Annotated in this window: 14 protein-coding genes and 1 pseudogene; 4 read left to right on the top strand and 11 right to left on the bottom strand. The window is 57.0% G+C overall.

From position 1 onward, the window contains the following. The first annotated feature begins 240 nt into the window (after positions 1-240). The gene (locus tag ACFFK0_RS04545) at positions 241-1125 is read left to right on the top strand and encodes an AraC family transcriptional regulator (RefSeq protein ID WP_377468716.1); all 885 of its coding nucleotides are present in this window, start codon (positions 241-243) and stop codon (positions 1123-1125) included. On the opposite strand, the gene ACFFK0_RS04540 is transcribed toward ACFFK0_RS04545, so the two are convergent. Together ACFFK0_RS04540 and ACFFK0_RS04535 are read right to left on the bottom strand one after the other, a co-directional pair. Beyond that, positions 1122-2444 (bottom strand): ATP-binding protein, encoded by a 1323-nt coding sequence (locus ACFFK0_RS04540; protein ID WP_377468715.1) that lies wholly within the window; start codon positions 2442-2444, stop codon positions 1122-1124. The genes ACFFK0_RS04545 and ACFFK0_RS04540 overlap by 4 nt on opposite strands. A gap of 226 nt (positions 2445-2670) precedes the next feature. Beyond that, positions 2671-3474 (bottom strand): helix-turn-helix domain-containing protein, encoded by an 804-nt coding sequence (locus tag ACFFK0_RS04535; RefSeq protein ID WP_377468714.1) that lies wholly within the window; start codon positions 3472-3474, stop codon positions 2671-2673. Between the two features lie 123 nt (positions 3475-3597). On the opposite strand from ACFFK0_RS04535, the gene ACFFK0_RS04530 reads away from it, so the two are divergent. Both ACFFK0_RS04530 and ACFFK0_RS04525 read left to right on the top strand, forming a co-directional pair. Continuing rightward, entirely contained in the window at positions 3598-4809 is a 1212-nt protein-coding gene (locus tag ACFFK0_RS04530; protein WP_377468713.1) for an MFS transporter, read from the top strand. 17 nt (positions 4810-4826) lie between these two features. Further along, positions 4827-6353, top strand: a complete 1527-nt coding sequence (locus tag ACFFK0_RS04525) for a 2-isopropylmalate synthase (protein ID WP_377468712.1) — start codon at positions 4827-4829, stop codon at positions 6351-6353. Positions 6354-6386: 33 nt separating this feature from the next. Here the strand turns inward: ACFFK0_RS04525 and ACFFK0_RS04520 are convergent. From ACFFK0_RS04520 to ACFFK0_RS04485, 8 genes and pseudogenes are all read right to left on the bottom strand, one after another. Further along, positions 6387-6566: pseudogene (locus ACFFK0_RS04520) on the bottom strand (DUF4272 domain-containing protein); the annotation flags it as partial. A gap of 60 nt (positions 6567-6626) precedes the next feature. Further along, positions 6627-7025, bottom strand: coding sequence for a hypothetical protein (locus ACFFK0_RS04515; RefSeq protein WP_377468711.1), 399 nt, complete (start codon positions 7023-7025; stop codon positions 6627-6629). A gap of 33 nt (positions 7026-7058) precedes the next feature. After that, positions 7059-7220: a helix-turn-helix transcriptional regulator gene (locus tag ACFFK0_RS04510; RefSeq protein ID WP_377468839.1), complete on the bottom strand. Its 162-nt coding sequence runs from the start codon at positions 7218-7220 to the stop codon at positions 7059-7061. An 88-nt stretch (positions 7221-7308) separates the two neighbouring features. Further along, complete coding sequence (gene hprK, locus ACFFK0_RS04505) at positions 7309-8268, bottom strand: HPr(Ser) kinase/phosphatase (RefSeq protein WP_377468837.1); 960 nt, start codon at positions 8266-8268, stop codon at positions 7309-7311. Positions 8269-8536: 268 nt separating this feature from the next. Then, a complete protein-coding gene (locus ACFFK0_RS04500; protein ID WP_377468710.1) occupies positions 8537-9181 on the bottom strand; it encodes a hypothetical protein in 645 nt (214 codons plus the stop codon). Between the two features lie 146 nt (positions 9182-9327). Continuing rightward, positions 9328-9918 carry a hypothetical protein gene (locus tag ACFFK0_RS04495; RefSeq protein WP_377468709.1) on the bottom strand — a complete coding sequence of 197 codons (591 nt, stop codon included), beginning with the start codon at positions 9916-9918 and terminating at the stop codon, positions 9328-9330. Positions 9919-10004: 86 nt separating this feature from the next. Further along, entirely contained in the window at positions 10005-10529 is a 525-nt protein-coding gene (locus ACFFK0_RS04490; RefSeq protein WP_377468708.1) for a DinB family protein, read from the bottom strand. An 88-nt stretch (positions 10530-10617) separates the two neighbouring features. Beyond that, on the bottom strand, positions 10618-11490 hold the full coding sequence (locus ACFFK0_RS04485) for an SDR family oxidoreductase (protein WP_377468707.1): 873 nt from the start codon (positions 11488-11490) through the stop codon (positions 10618-10620). A 131-nt stretch (positions 11491-11621) separates the two neighbouring features. On the opposite strand from ACFFK0_RS04485, the gene ACFFK0_RS04480 reads away from it, so the two are divergent. Beyond that, positions 11622-12854 carry a helix-turn-helix transcriptional regulator gene (locus tag ACFFK0_RS04480; RefSeq protein WP_377468706.1) on the top strand — a complete coding sequence of 411 codons (1233 nt, stop codon included), beginning with the start codon at positions 11622-11624 and terminating at the stop codon, positions 12852-12854. 169 nt (positions 12855-13023) lie between these two features. On the opposite strand, the gene ACFFK0_RS04475 is transcribed toward ACFFK0_RS04480, so the two are convergent. Further along, positions 13024-14745: a methyl-accepting chemotaxis protein gene (locus ACFFK0_RS04475; RefSeq protein WP_377468705.1), complete on the bottom strand. Its 1722-nt coding sequence runs from the start codon at positions 14743-14745 to the stop codon at positions 13024-13026. Positions 14746-15233: the final 488 nt, after the last annotated feature.

Here is a 15233-nt window from a genome sequence, read left to right as displayed (position 1 = left end):
AAACTCTAAGCCTCGTCAGCACCATCGTCGTATCTCCAGTTCGACCGGTCGATAACCAAGTATTCAAGTAGGAATTGAAATCTATATGCATCATACCAAGCGCCCGGAAATACGGCAATGTCATTTCGCGGGCTTTTCAATTTGTCATTTTGCGTGTATGCAGCGATTACCTTGGATTGTCCATATAAGTATTTCAAGCTACAATCAAGCTATATCGTTGGAAAAATGAGGTGAACCTGCATGCAGCCAAGAACCATGACCGAGGACCATCACGAGTATTTGGAGATTCGTCATTTCACGCCGACCGATTTCGAGAAGGCGGGCCCGGCCTGGCCCATCCGTATCGGACACAACCGGGCCAAGCCGAACTACCATATCGGCCCCCGCACGTCGCCTTTCTACTATTTGCTCTTCGTTCTCGAAGGGGCGGGCCGGTTTGTTCAGGGCGGCGCGGGCTATCCCCTGCGCAGCGGCGATATGTTTGGCCTGTTTCCTCATGTAACGCATGAGTATATCACCGAGCCGGACGAGCCGCTGCGCAAAATTTTCTTCGCCTTTGACGGCAGCGGTGCGCCACACTTACTGGAGCGAATCGGATTAACCGCCTCCAAGCCCCATGCCGCCGGCGCGCTGCGTCCCGAAGTCGTTCAGCAGATGTGGACGTTTCTGGATGCCGCCGCTTCACCGAACATGTCCGATCTGATGCGCCTTTCTCATATGTACGGCATATTCGACAAGCTGTCCGAATGGTCCTCTCACCCTGCGGACAACGGGCACAAATCGGCTGCCTGGCTGCAAATCGGAAAGGAATATATGGACATTCATTTCGGGGAAGGCATCACGGTAGAGCACGTAGCTGCACACGTGGGCGTCGACCGGAGCCATTTCACCAAGCGGTTCCGGCTCAAGCATGGGATGGCCCCCGTCCAGTATTTGCAGCAATTGAAGATGACCGAGGCTAAACGGCTGCTCGGGCAAACCGGCTATACTGTCGCCGAAATTGCCGGCTCCGTCGGGTATCCCGACCTGTTCTCCTTCTCCAAGGCGTTCAAGAAACGGGTAGGCCTTTCACCGGCGGCATATCGGGAGGCGGAACGTGGGAAGCGCGGGTCTGCGGCGGACTAACCGTTACCGGCAAGCTTGCGCAGCGGCAGCTCAATGCGGACTTTCGTTCCCTCATCCGGCATGCTCTTCACCTCAATGACACCGCCGAAATCGTCGACAAGCTTCTTCACCATGAACAGGCCGATCCCTTGTCCGCCGCGTCCGGGGTGCATTTTCTCATATTTGCGGAATAGCCGACCCAGTTCCTCCCGGCTCATGCCGATCCCTTCGTCCGTAATCTTCAGCCTCAGCTTTCCTTCTCTGATTTTCGCCGCGAAGGTTACCGTCTGGCCTTCATTGCTGTATTTGAGCGCATTGCTAAGCACGTTGCTGATAATCAGACGCAGCCCGGCCGCGTTGCCCAGCATAACGTCTTCACGGCGCAGCTCCAGCTTCACCTTCAGATTCTGCTGCTGCAGACGCGCCTTCACCCTCATGAGCTCTACAACCTCTTCCAGCACCGCCAGCGGCTGAATCCGGGTATGATGCCACAGCGAATGCGAAGACAGCATCTGCTCCGTCGCCAGCATGTGGCTCAGCTCGTTATCGATGAGAGCGGCATAATCGCCGATCAAGTCGAGCTTCTGCCGCTTGTCCGGGTCTTCTTCCTTCTCCGCCAGCAGACTGGCATAGCTCTTGACGACCGTGAGCGGATTGCGTACTTCATGCATGACAATATGGGCAAAATCCAGCTTCTGCCGATACCGGTTCAGTTCGCCGTCCCCTTCAAAGCTGTCTTTAAACATTTCGGAGGCTTGGTCCGCCCCCTGCTTCGGATTGCAGTACAACGGAGATTGCCATAGCTCCGTGTCGTTCATCCAGTACGGATGCCGGCGCAGCATCAGCTGCAGCTGAGCCGCCGGGAGCGTCCTGCCGTCGTAAGCCCATACCGTAGGAGTGCCCATCGCCTCCAGGCTGAGTCCGCAATCGAATGCGCCCTTCGCCCGCTTGCGCAGGAGTTTCTCCTTCGCGGTCCACTCTACATGCCCCCAGAAACGGAGTTTGGCCGCTTGCGCCAGGAACGGCTGAATGACGCAAGCCAGCCATACCAACGCCGAATTGACGGTAAAGCCTCCTCCCTTCCAGCGTAACCCGACATTTTCGACAAAATCGATCCCGGCCCGCTCCTCTTTCGAGAGCTGTCTGCACAGCCGGCGGTATCGTTCCTGCGAATCGACGAACAGCGTCCGCTCGCCCTCTGACAGTCCTTGCCGCACATAGGCGGCCGCCCGCTCGACATACCGTTCGACGGACTCGTATACATAAAGGAACGATGGGCTGCTGCAGGATGGTTCGGCAAAAGTCTGTTCAACACTGAATTGACGGCATTCGGCCTCCATGGTAGTCCTCCTGTGAAGAAAAATCGTATATCACTGGTCACTTTTTATGTAATTATAACAAAGATTTGCTCGAAGTTTGTCAATTAAAAGTAAAAATCGCCCAAATATTCTAAAAGAGTGGCTGTTGCAAAACAATCCCGCACCGGAATCCGGCGCGGGATTGTGAGCCTGACGATAGGCGCTGCTTCGAATCTCATAATGTCACAAGCGTTCGCTGGAACGTTTATTACTTGCCGCGGCACTGTTCCGGATGAACGCCGTACGTTTTGGCAAACGCCCGGTAGAATGGGCTGGCGCTGGAATAACCCAGGCTTAGCGCAATGTCAATCACGCTTGCATGGGATGTCCGCAGCCGATGCATCGCTTCTTTCATTCTAAGCTTCAACACATATTGATAAGGCGTTTCACCTGTAGCGGATTTGAAGTAACGAATGAAATGGTACCGGCTTTGCGCGGCGATTCCGGCCAGCATATCCACCGAGAGCTCTTCCCGGTAATGGCTGTGAATATAGTCAAGCACTTGACGCAAATGGACGTCTTTGTGAGTAGCGGCGGCAAGGGAAGAGGGATGAGACAGCGACAGGGAGCCGGTTCCCGTCATGACGCTCGTCACATACTCGATCACCTGCGATTCCGTTTGCTCTTGAATCAAACGATCGTAGGGATCGCTTCTCATCAGCGTGTCCGTCCATATGCGAAAATACTGCATCAGCTGCATCGGGTCGAACTGCTGCTTTACCGCCCATTCGGCCTCGCTGCCCGGATGCGACCCGCCCATACCTTCCCGGCGGATCTTGAAAATAATGAGTCCGGACAACGTGCGGGCCTCAAAGAAATGCCGTTCCCCGGGATGCTGTACGAGGGCGGCTCCGTCATGCAGAAGGTACTGTTTGTTCTCTAGCGTAAATTGACAGTCGCCTCTTACCGGAACGGTAATTTGGTATTCGGCATCATGTGCATGCGGATGATTCGAGAATTCGCCGTCAATCCTCCATAACTCCAGCATCGGTGTTGCGATTTGTACGATCATTTGACTCACCCGATTGTATTGTATCATGAATATTCCGCACTTTGGGTCACCGATCCCGCAATTATTCGGATGAGCGTAAGGGCGGTGTCCGATAGTATGAGAGAAAACGAAAAGGTGATCGACATGTCAATGCTTTCTGTACCGACTACGGCCAAACAGGCTGCCGGCACCGCTCTTCTTGGCGTCAGCGCCGCGCACTTGCTGAATGATCTCATGCAGAATGCCGTTCCGGCAGCGTTTCCGATGTTCCAGCAATCGATGAAGCTCAGCTTCACGCAGATCGGCTGGATTGCGTTTACGCTCAATCTGACGGCGTCCGTCCTCCAGCCTCTTATCGGAGCTTATACGGATCGAAAGCCGACCCCTTATATGCTTCCGCTCGGCATGATCTTCACGCTGCTCGGTATGGCGGGGCTGGCTCTTTCGCCGAATTTGGCCGGGCTCATTCTTTCTGCCGCATTCATCGGGGTCGGCTCTTCCGTCCTGCATCCGGAATCCTCACGCGTGGCCCATATGGCGGCAGGGAAGGGAAAGGGTCTGGCGCAATCCGTCTTTCAGGTCGGCGGAAATGCCGGGCAGGCGCTGGCGCCCCTGCTGGTCGCCTATGTCGTCACACCGCGCGGTCAATTCGCGCTGCTTTGGTTCACGCTGCTCGCGGCGGCCGGGATCGTCATTCAATCCTGCATCGCGCGCTGGTATAAGGCACGGCTGGTTCCAGGGCAGGAGGCGGAACGCCGGCAGCCCGCTTCAAGCGCCCGGCCGGCTCCATCGAGGGGATTTGTTTGGTTCGTGGTGAGCGTGCTTCTGGTCCTGCTCTTTTCCAAATTCGTCTATCTGGCCGGAATGACGGGCTACTATGCTTTTTATTTTATGGAGCGATACGGCCTCCCCTTGGACCGGGCCCAAACGGCCTTGTTCGCTCTGCAGTTTGCCGGTATGGCGGGAACCTTGTTAGGCGGACCTCTGGCGGACCGCATCGGCCGGAAGCAAGTGATTTGGTTCTCCATTCTCGGAACCGCACCGTTCTCCCTGCTGCTTCCTTATGCCGGGCCGGCAGGCGCCATTCTGCTGTGTCTGGCCATCGGCGTTATCCTGATGTCGGGCTTCTCGGTCATTATCGTTTACGCGCAGGAAATGCTGCCGGGGCGGGTCGGGCTGATTGCCGGCTTATTCTTCGGGCTTTCCTTTGGCATCGCGGGGCTCGGGTCCGTCGCCCTGGGCTGGCTGTCGGATCAAACCGGCGTAGCATCCACAATTCGCCTGTGCTCTTACCTGCCGCTGCTCGGCATCTTCGCGCTCTTTCTGCCAAAGGACGCAAAACTTATGAGAAGTTAGTTTGAGGAGGGTCACGAATGAATCGTAACATTATTGTACTTGATACGACACTGCGCGACGGGGAGCAAGTACCGGGAGCGAAATTGAACGCGCAGCAAAAAGCAGAATTCGCCCGCCAATTAATGCGGCTCCGTGTGGATATCATCGAAGCGGGCTTCCCGGCGTCCTCAAAGGGGGATTTTCAAGCCGTACAGGAGATCGCGCGAATCGCGGGAGAACGTGCAGCGGTTACGGCCTTGGCACGAGCCGTTAAGGGGGATATCGACGCGGTCTATGAAAGCGTAAAATTGGCGCAAAATCCCTTCATTCACATTGTGCTGGGGACATCGGACATCCATGTCGAACGGAAATTTCACCGCTCTAAGGATGCGGTTCTGCAAATGGGCGTCGACGCCGTCAAATATGCCAAGTCTCTGCTGCCACAGGTACAGTACTCCACGGAAGACGCATCGCGTTCGGACTTCGAATACTTGTGGCGAACGATCGAATCCGTCGTCAAGGCCGGGGCCACCATCATCAATGTCCCCGATACCGTCGGGTACGCAGAGCCGGAGCAGTTCGGGGATCTGATTTGCCGAATAAATGAACGTCTAAAGAATATCAACGATAACGTCATTCTTAGCGTACATTGCCATAACGATCTCGGCTTAGCCACGGCCAATACGCTCAGTGCAATCAAAAACGGGGCGGACAAGATTGAATGTACGATCAACGGATTGGGCGAACGGGCGGGGAATGCCTCTCTGGAAGAAGTCGTGATGGCGCTCAGAGTGCGGGAAGGTCATTACCGCTGCACAACCAATATTGAAGCGAAAGAATTGACCAGAACCTCACGATTGCTTACCTATCTAACGGGATTGGACGTCCAGGTGAATAAAGCCATTACCGGGGATAACGCATTTGCCCATTCCTCGGGAATTCATCAGGACGGATTGCTCAAGGACAAGAATGTTTATGAAATCATATCCCCGGAGGAAGTCGGCGCAGAGAAGATGGAATTAGTATTGACGGCGCGTTCCGGACGTCATGCTTTTAAACACGCCGTTGAAAAGATGGGCTTTGACGCCGATGATGAACAAGAATTGGAGGAGCTTTTTCAAAAATTTATCGCGCTTGCCGACTTGAAGAAGGAAGTCTACGAGCCTGATATTTTCTACCTGGTGAACAGTCATCGGGAAATGTCGAAGCTCGGGCCGTCTTTATACGAATTAGGATCGTTCCAAGTAACAAGCCATACCTCCCGTGCAACCGCTGCGGTCGAGTTGAGAAAGGGAGACGAAGCGTTGACCGGAAGCGCCGACGGAGACGGCCCGATCGATGCGCTGTACAGTGTAATGAAAACATTGACCGGACTGGACGTAAATGTAAAGCATTATAAAATTAACAGCATTTCCGGCGGTAAAGAAGCGGTCGGCAGAGTCAACCTCCATATCGAGCATCAAGGGAAGCTTTATACCGCGCGCGCTATGGATACGGATATTATCAGAGCCAGCGCAATGGCATTCCTGAACGGGGTTAATGCCGTAATGCTCGAGAAGGCCTGACAACATGCAATGGCTGTCGGCCGGCACCATTGCCTACGTATCCATACGAATGTGATCCCAGCCCTCTTCCCCGAGCCCCAGCAGCCAAAATAACGCCCGGCGCCTTTCCATTACAATACTCTCGTCCATACCGCCGGGCGGAATTTGCCCGTGAATTCTCGCACTCACGCAGGCCCAGTGCAGCCGGTATATATTATCCGCCTCGTCCAGAATAAATGAAAACCGCCCTCGGAGATACCGTGAAGGTATTCGCGATGAGCGGCGGGCGCAGGACTAGCGGTATTTTCTCGAAACGATGAATTCCGTCACCGGCAATATGACCATAGAAGCGCAAAAAACGATGAACAGCGGGACATTCCGGATCGGCTGACTGCCTGCTGCCGGAAACTCAACGGCAACAAATACAATCAAGATGAGCGCCGTCAAAACAAAATAACCGGCTTGGGAGCTTCTATACGTAATATGCCGCCCCAGCTCGTCCGTCTCCTCCTCCAACGAGCCCCAGGTCATGGCGCTGAAGAAGCCGATCAGCACAACAGGCATCGTAATCAGGTCGCTCAGGCTCAGCGGCTGACCGGTCAGCACTTTGTAGGCATTATAGCCGATAACGATTATGGCGGCGATGCCCGTAACGATTCGAGAGATGATTTTCACCTCGGCTATGTTCCTCATCCTCCATCGACATCCCTTCTGCATGTTTCTGCACTACGGGTGCACGAACAGCCGGTCGACCGTCACCTGCAGCACTTTGGCCAGCTGGAAGGCAAGACTTAGGCTGGGATCGTACTTGTTGTTTTCAATTGCGTTAATCGTCTGCCTCGACACACCGCATGCCTTCGCTAATTGCTCCTGGGACATTCCCCGCAGCTTGCGGTGTTCTTGTCAAACATGTTTGACATCACACATCGCAAAAAAGCCCGGAGAGGCTCATTTAGGCTCCCCCGGGCTTCGCCGATTATTGCTGCTGCAGCCTGCGCATGAATTCGTCCGCTGCGCTGTAGCCTTGCGTCTGCAAGTACCAGTTATGCGCGGCCGCCTCGATCAGCGCGGCGACGTCCCGCCCCGGCTGAAGCGGAATTTGAATGCAGGGCACGCGCACGCCCATATATTCGGACGTCTGCGGCTCAAGCTGAAGGTCGTTGTACAGCTCGTTCTCTTTCCACGGCACAAGCTCAATATCGAGCACGATCCGCGTCTCATCCTGGAAGGCGCCGCGTCCGTACACCCGCACCACGTTCATCAGCCCTACGCTGCGCAGCGCGAGGAACTCCCTCGTCGTCCCGTTATGGGTGCCCAGCAGCACCTGCGGATTCACCTTCTTCAAGACGACCGCATCGTCAGCCACCAGCCGGTGACCGCGGCGGATGAGCGCCAGCGCCGTCTCGCTCTTCCCGATCCCGGAGCGGCCCCGCAGCAAAATGCCCGTTCCCGCCACCGTTACGCACACGCCGTGCACTTGAATTTCCGGCGCAAGCTGCTTCATCAGGTACCCGTCGGCGAGCATCATGAATTCCGTCGTCGTCTGCGGCGTGCGCAGCAGCGGAATGCCTTCCTTGCGGCAGTGCGCCGTCAAATATTCAAGACCATCCTGATTCCAAGTCACGACGAAGCAGGGCGGATGATACTTGACGACGTTGCCGATCCGTTCATCCCGTTCCTGATGCGTCAGCTTATGCAGATAAGTAATCTCCTTCTTGCCCAGCACCTGTACGTGCTCGATCGGAAAGAAGTCGTAATATCCGGCAAATTCCAGACCCGGACGATGCACCTTCGAGCGTCGGATCGGCCGGTCCAGCGCCTCTTCTCCAACGATGACTTCCAGCTTCAATCGATTGACCAGCTCGCGGACCGATACGCTCTTCGACACACCCGCGTTCGGCGCTCCCTGATTCGCAGTTCCGGCTTCGTCTCCCATTGACATCCACCCTCTCCCGTTGCTCTGAAGGCAATCTACCATACCCGAGGCGGAGCGGTCAAGAAGAAAAGGGTTGCAATCCGGCATATAAGCCGAAGCCGTTTAGAGTGGGCGGGAACCGGCCGGATACCGTCGGGCGTAGGCCTGCAGTCCCCTCCCCATCGAACTGAAGCCCCTTACAGCCAGCGGCGCACCGGAGGAAGAAGCCTTAGCAACGCAGCCCCGGCAAAGCATAGCGGAACTGCGATGCAGCCGACCAGCACGAACTTCAGCAGCGGATACAGCGGAACGGCTGCCAGCAAGTACGCCGTCCGCGGAGCTCGTCCCGGCGCCCCCCCTGCCGGAAGAGAGCCATGAATTGCGGCAGGTTGACGGCTATGCTGGCCAGAACAAGGAGCAGGAACAGCCGGTTGCACCACAGAAGCAGCACGTCCGGCGCCGAGGCCACGGCGGCGCCCGTCGTAACGAGGAGCAGCAGAGCGCCCAGCATGGTCAGCAGCCGATTCGCCGGTCGCCGCCCCGTCTGCAGCAGATGCTGCGAAAACAGCACGGCCAGCAGGACGATTCCATTCTTGACGACCAGCGAAAAATACGGCCAATAGGGAAACGGTCCGAACAACAGCTCCTTCTCATCCCACTCGGCCGCCAGCTGCGCCGCCGAGAGCAAACAAAAACCGATCAGGTACAAATAGCCCTTCTCCTTCATCTGCACCCGGTACATCCCCGCGAACAGCAGCGCCGCCAGCAGGAATATAAGACCAAACACTCCCTCGTCCGCATGAAACCGAAGCGCCCGCACCGCCGCCGGCTCCCCTTCCCGCGGCAGCATCAAGCGGTAATTGATCAGTCCGTTCAGCGCAAATAGGGCCGCAGCAGCAGCCCCCATACGTCCAACCGCCGTCCATGTACGCATGTTCCGTCCGTTTCCCCCTTGTCCTCGTGCTCGCCCGATGTCTTGTACGTTGATCGTAACATGAGCGGTTGCTTCGGAACAAGATAAGGCAGAGAGAGGTTACTCGACACAATCCTTCGCTCCGTTTGCTTAACCATCCCCTGCAATCACTCCAAGACGCCGGCATACTTCGCCCGGATCAGCGCATACTTCAGCCCTCCGCCCCCCAAGGCATCCTTCAGCTGCCGAAGCTTGTCACGTTTGTCATCCGCCCCATGAATGTAATTATCGAACGCCGCCACCGACCGGAGGTTCATCTCGCTCAGCCGCGCCAGCCGCCGCCTGTATTCGTCAAGCACCGGAAGCTTCCGGTGCGGCAGCAAGGCCAAGTCCACAATGCACGCTTCCCGTCCGAGACCATACCTTTCCGCATAAGCAAACAGCCGCTCTACATTGCGGTCATAGTCCTGCCGGTCAGCACCAGGTTCATAAGGAACAAGCACGATTGAGCGAAACAGCCCCTCCCCCAGCGCAGCTTCATACGCCTGCCAATACCGTTCTTCGAGCCAGAGCGAGTTCAGCACCGGCCGCCGCAGCCGCCGTGCCGCAGCCAGCGTCCGTTCCGGCACGAACGACTCCAGCCACACGTCGGCGTCCGCCTCGCGATCCTCGGTGAGTACCGTCGCCTCATCCAGGTGCACGCAGCACGTTCCCCGCACATGTACCTCTGGCTGACGTATATACAGAACCGTTTCCATAACCGGATTCTCCCCTCCTAGACAGGCGCAAAGAAAAATAACCGCCAGCAGGCTTCCTCCGAAGCCGCGCGGTTATTTTCCGATGACTAGGCCAGACCCGGCAAATACCGGTCCCTTACAATGTTCAGATGGTGCAGCGCATGTCCGGCAGCAACGTACGCCAGTGCATGAGCCGTAATCCGGTTGCCGCTAACCGTCCCGGACCGCTCCAGCTCCTCCGCCGTCACGCCGCCCAGCAGCGCCAGCGTCGCCGCACGCACGGCGCGGAATTCTTCCAGCAGCTCCGTGATCGTCCGCCGGCCGAAATCGGTGTTGGCGACGAACAGATTCTCATCGAAGCCCGGAAGCGGCGTCGTATCGCCTCTGGCAATTCGGAGCAGACGGTACGTCATGACCCGTTCGGTATCCGTCATATGCCCAAGCACTTCCTTGAGACTCCACTTGTCCGCCGCATACCGGAACTCGCCCTGCTCATCGCTCAGCTTGGCAAACACCTCAATCGTATCCCGTTCCTGCTGAAGAAGCTGTCCCTTCAGATCACCTTCGGCAGCAAGCCCGATATAAGCTTCAAAATGCGGCGCATAATCGCCCTGCTTCGGTTTTCCCGCCATTCCCCGGCACCTCGCTTATTCCTAGGATGCTCTTAGTGTACCAGATGTTCCGCCGCGAATAAAAGCGGGAGCCCCTCCGGCAAGGCCGTCAGAAGCCGTTGGCCTCCGCATAACGCCCCCAGTGCGGACTGCGCCCGTCGATATCGATGAAGCCGTATTCGTCGGACAACCCCCACGAGCTAAGCAGCTGACCCGTTTTGGCCGCGACGTTTGGGTCGGCAGCCAGCGAAGCGACAGCGCGGGCAACGAAATAAGGCGTCTCCGACTGCAGAAAATGAATCTCCTTCTCCCCCGCATCCCGCCAGTTCTCCTCTTTCACGCCAAAATGCTCCAGCATCGCTTCCGACCGCAAAAATCCCGGCGTCACCGCAAGCGCCGTTACGCCGTGCGGCTTCAGCTCCGCCGCCATCGCTTGAGCCAAATGAGACACCCCGACCTTAGCCAGACTGTAATACAGGTTACCCCTGTAATGGTAACCGACCCCGTCGGTAATCTCCACGATCAGCCCTCGTCCCCGCTTGATCATGAGCGGCGCTGCGTAGTACGCGGTCGTGATGTGCGTGTGTACGGCTTGCCGCTGCATCAGCAGGCCGTTCCCCAGCGGCACCTCCCAGAACCCTTTGCCCCACTCGGCAAGCGGGTCGCCGCCCCACACATCGTTGACAAGAATATCGAGCCGTCCGTCCTGCTCGGTTCCAATCCGTTCGATCAGCGACCGGACCTCGGACTCCTCGGTATGATCCACGCGAACCGCAATTCCTTGGCCGCCGGCAGCCGTAACGAGCTCCGCCGTTTCCTCGATCGTTTCCGGGCGGTTCATCGGAGACGGACGCTCGCGTGTCGTCCGGCCCGTCGCATATACCGTCGCTCCGGCACGGCCCAGCTCCACCGCAATCGCCCGCCCCGCCCCGCGAGTCGCCCCGGCGACGAGCGCCACTTGCCCCTTCAATGGTTGATTCATCGAATCCCTCTCCTTTGCAATGTGCAAAATAATGATTTACATTCCCATCATACCGCCCAATCATGTCACCCTCTGTCATATATACATGCTACAATGGTTATGTACCGGACAATAAGGAGGGGTCGTTGAACATGCGAGCGGATCGGTTGCTGCACATTATGCTGCTGCTGCAAACGCGGGGCGGAATGACGACGAAGGAGCTGGCGGGGCGGCTGGAAGTGTCGGAGCGCACCGTCCATCGGGATATGGAAGCGCTAAGCGCCTCCGGGGTGCCCGTCTATGCCGATCGCGGCGCCGCGGGCGGATGGCGGCTGACCGAGGGCTATCGTGCCGATTGGGCGGGACTGCGCAAGGACGAGCTGCTGTCGCTGCTCGCATCGCGGCCGCAGCGTCATCTCACCGATCTCGGCTTCGGGGAAGCCTATGAGGCGGCGGTGCTGAAGCTGCTCGCCGCGGTTTCGCCGACGCAGCGGCGCGATGCGGAGTATATGCGTCAGCGAGTGTACGTAGATGCCGCAGGCTGGCATCCGAGCGGCGAGGACGTGCCGTGGCTATCCGTCGTGCAGGAAGCGGTCTGGGAAGGCCGCAAGCTGAAGCTTGGCTATGTATCGAGGCAAAGCCCGTCGGCCCCCCTGTCTTCTGCGACCACCGCAGCCTCTGTCTCACCGTCGACCGGAGCGCCCGCAGCCGAAGACTCGGGAGGAGCCGCAGCATCTCCATCCGTAACGACGGCGGACCAGGCACCGGCTGAGGTCGCCGCCTCGCCATCTGCAAGGTCTGCAGCAGAAGACCCGGCAGGAGCCGCAGCGTGGCCGACCCCGGCACCCGCCGCCTCGCTGTTCGAAGCGCCTCCAGCTCAGGCCTCCCGGCCCTCCGCTTCCCCGGCGACAGAGGAGCTGCGTCTGCTCAATCCGCTCGGCCTCGTGCTGAAGGGCTCGCTGTGGTACTTGATCGCCGCCCGCGACGGCGAGGAGCCCCGCTCCTACCGCGTCTCGCGCATCCGCTTCGCGGAGCTGACGGCCGAACCGGCAGAACGCCCGGAAGGCTTTGACTTGGAAGCCTTCTGGCAACGATCGGTCAGCCGGTTTCGCAGCGAGCTGCCGCGGTATGCGGCGCGCGTGCTGGTGCATGCCGACGCTTGCGGCAAGCTGGAGCAAACCCGCTTCGTCCGCGTCCTTGGCTGGCGGGAACCGCCGGAGGCCGGCCCCTGGCGCGAAGCCGAGCTTGAATTTCATACGCTGGAATCCGCCTGCGAGATTGCGCTTGGCTTCGGCGCCAAGCTGCGCGTCCTGGAGCCTGCCGAGCTGCGGTCCGCGCTTCAGCAGCAGGCCGCCGCGATAGCCGCCATGTACTCGCCGTCATAAGGGCAGTCCATTCGACCCTCCCCGGATTGCGCACCGTCTCGCAAATTTGCCACGCACAGCGGACCGTCTTCGCGTTCGGCCATTGCGTTAAAGCTCTCCGCTTCCGGCTCCGGCGTGACAAAGGAGCCTGCCGCTGGCCCGGCAGCGACAAAGCTCCTTTCAAAGACGTCTATACCCGGAATCGGGACGCGAGTGTCTGCAGCTCCTGGGCCATATGCGTCAAGTTGTTCGCAGAAGCGGTTACTTGTTCCATCGCAGCCAATTGCTCCTCCGTCGATGCCGTTACGTTCTGGCTGCCGGCGGCGGACTGTTCGGCAACCTCGGCCACGGCTTGCATGGATGTCACAACGGAGGCCGTTCCCTCTTGCGCCAGACCGATCGAAGACGACACCGTCTGAATATGGGCAAGCGACTCTTCTATCACCGTCTTAATGCCCTCAAACGTAGCTCCTAACGACTGAATGATGGCGGAGCCTTCCGTTACCTTCTTGGAGGTTGTCTCCATGGAGCTTGCGGCATTCTCGCTTTCGGTTTGAACCGCGCGGATCAGGCTTGTAATTTCCTGGGCGGCAACCGATGTTTGTTCAGCCAGCTTGCGTACCTCCGACGCAACCACGGCAAAGCCCCTTCCTTCTTCGCCGGCTCTTGCCGCTTCAATCGCTGCGTTCAGCGCAAGCAGATTCGTTTGGGAAGCAATCCCGGAAATGAGCTGAACGATATCCCCGATCTGCTTGGACCGCTCGCTAAGGCTGCTCACGACAAGCTTCAAATCGGTCACATTCTCGTCAATGGCGTGCATGGAATCAATGGCATTGGCGACATTCCCGGTTCCCCGCCCCGCACGCTCGGCAGCCTGCTCCGAATAGGCAACGGCTTGCTTCGACGAGACGCCGATCTCTTCAATTCGCCTGGATATGTCTTGGGAAACGCTTGAGCTTTGTTGAACGGCGTAAACCTGCTTCTCCGTGCCTATAGCCAACTCTTGTATCGTCTGTGAAATCTGCTCGCTGGAACGGCCTGTCTCTTCGGCGCTGGCAGTAAGCTGCTGGGAGGAAGCGGCGACAAGCTCTGCAGTTCCTTGGACTTGCCGGATCACGGACCGCAAGCCGCCGACCATGTTGTTGAACGATTCCGTTAGCATGCCGATTTCATCGCGGGACCGGTATGCTCCTTCCCCGGTCAGATCGCCCTGCTCCGCAGCCAGCATGAGGCTCTGCATGCTGCGAAGCGGCTTCGTTATCATGCGCACGATGAAGTAGGCCATGCCGCCGCCCAATAACAGAGCAACGATCAAGCTTACGGTAATGAGCTGCCTTGCCTGAGCAATCTGACGGTCCACTTGCTTCTTGACCTCATCGGCTGCTGCAGCGTTATAATCCGCCAGACTTGTGTAAATATCGTTGATCGATTTTAACAGTTCGCGGGAGCCGGCTAGCGCAGCTACTGCCTCAGCTTTCTTTCCGTTCACTGCGTCATTGACGATTTGAGTCCTTATCTCCTTATATTGGGGAATGAGCCGGTCGTGCTTAACGAGAAGCTCCTGTTCCTCCGGATCAAGAGGAGTTGCCATGTACTGCCCCATAAGTTCCCCCAGCTTGTTCTCGCGTGTCTGAAAATCCTCATGATAGAAGGAGATCATCTCTTTGTTTTGGCTGCCCGCCATATACAGCATGTCCGATTCCATGCCCCGGTTTTGTACGCGCATATCATTTAACCATTTGATCGCAAGCAGACGGTTCTCGTACATGTCCGTGATGGACCGGTTCATTACTTGAAAGGAATACAAGGCGGAAGCGCTAATTCCCCCCATGAAGATTAATAATACGCTTACAAGAATTACAAGCTTATAAGAAACGCGTAGATTTTTTAGTAACAACGTGATCAGCTCCATTGTATGGTTAGTAACCTCGGTGCCTTGCGGAATCTGTCATGCATATTAATAAACCGGCCAAAGAAATGCGCGGTCTTTCGTTCGAACCCGGCATCCCTTTTATGAGTTGGTCATGACCCACACCTTTCAGAAGAATAAAAATTAGTTAATGTAAACATAAGTACAGCGAGCGCAAAAAGATTCGACACAGTTCACCAAAATTCCTCTGTAAAAATACATATGAGCAAAAGAAGAAGCGGCTTTCGCCGTCTTCCAAACGCGCGTGTTTCCCGGTGAATATAATCCGGCGCTGATGCAATACGTTAATGGATTTTGAGGGCCTTATTTTACCGCTAGTGCGCTTTTTATTCAAAATAGCGGACTTTGGCGGCCCTATCCAATGTCTACTGATGAAATTGGGCCTGATTCCCTTGATTACCGGAAAATATGGACCTCCGTCAAGAAAATAGACACGCGTTACGATGTTTTTCTCTTAGAAACCTGTATGG

Origin of the sequence: Paenibacillus chartarius, from assembly GCF_042432825.1 — a bacterium.
Taxonomy (GTDB): domain Bacteria; phylum Bacillota; class Bacilli; order Paenibacillales; family NBRC-103111; genus Gordoniibacillus; species Gordoniibacillus chartarius.
Note: the sequence above shows the minus strand (reverse complement) of the source record. Positions and strands in the feature narration are given on the sequence as shown.

Excerpts from the sequence above, each read along its gene's own strand:
- hprK (WP_377468837.1), bottom strand. The coding sequence starts at position 8,268 with ATGGGAGACGAAGCCGGAACTGCGAATCAGGGAGCGCCGAACGCGGGT.
- ACFFK0_RS04540 (WP_377468715.1), bottom strand. The coding sequence starts at position 2,444 with ATGGAGGCCGAATGCCGTCAATTCAGTGTTGAACAGACTTTTGCCGAA.
- ACFFK0_RS04480 (WP_377468706.1), top strand. The coding sequence starts at position 11,622 with ATGCGAGCGGATCGGTTGCTGCACATTATGCTGCTGCTGCAAACGCGG.
- ACFFK0_RS04475 (WP_377468705.1), bottom strand. The coding sequence starts at position 14,745 with ATGGAGCTGATCACGTTGTTACTAAAAAATCTACGCGTTTCTTATAAG.
- ACFFK0_RS04515 (WP_377468711.1), bottom strand. The coding sequence starts at position 7,025 with ATGAGGAACATAGCCGAGGTGAAAATCATCTCTCGAATCGTTACGGGC.
- ACFFK0_RS04485 (WP_377468707.1), bottom strand. The coding sequence starts at position 11,490 with ATGAATCAACCATTGAAGGGGCAAGTGGCGCTCGTCGCCGGGGCGACT.
- ACFFK0_RS04535 (WP_377468714.1), bottom strand. The coding sequence starts at position 3,474 with ATGATCGTACAAATCGCAACACCGATGCTGGAGTTATGGAGGATTGAC.
- ACFFK0_RS04495 (WP_377468709.1), bottom strand. The coding sequence starts at position 9,918 with ATGGAAACGGTTCTGTATATACGTCAGCCAGAGGTACATGTGCGGGGA.
- ACFFK0_RS04545 (WP_377468716.1), top strand. The coding sequence starts at position 241 with ATGCAGCCAAGAACCATGACCGAGGACCATCACGAGTATTTGGAGATT.
- ACFFK0_RS04500 (WP_377468710.1), bottom strand. The coding sequence starts at position 9,181 with ATGCGTACATGGACGGCGGTTGGACGTATGGGGGCTGCTGCTGCGGCC.
- ACFFK0_RS04525 (WP_377468712.1), top strand. The coding sequence starts at position 4,827 with ATGAATCGTAACATTATTGTACTTGATACGACACTGCGCGACGGGGAG.
- ACFFK0_RS04490 (WP_377468708.1), bottom strand. The coding sequence starts at position 10,529 with ATGGCGGGAAAACCGAAGCAGGGCGATTATGCGCCGCATTTTGAAGCT.
- ACFFK0_RS04530 (WP_377468713.1), top strand. The coding sequence starts at position 3,598 with ATGTCAATGCTTTCTGTACCGACTACGGCCAAACAGGCTGCCGGCACC.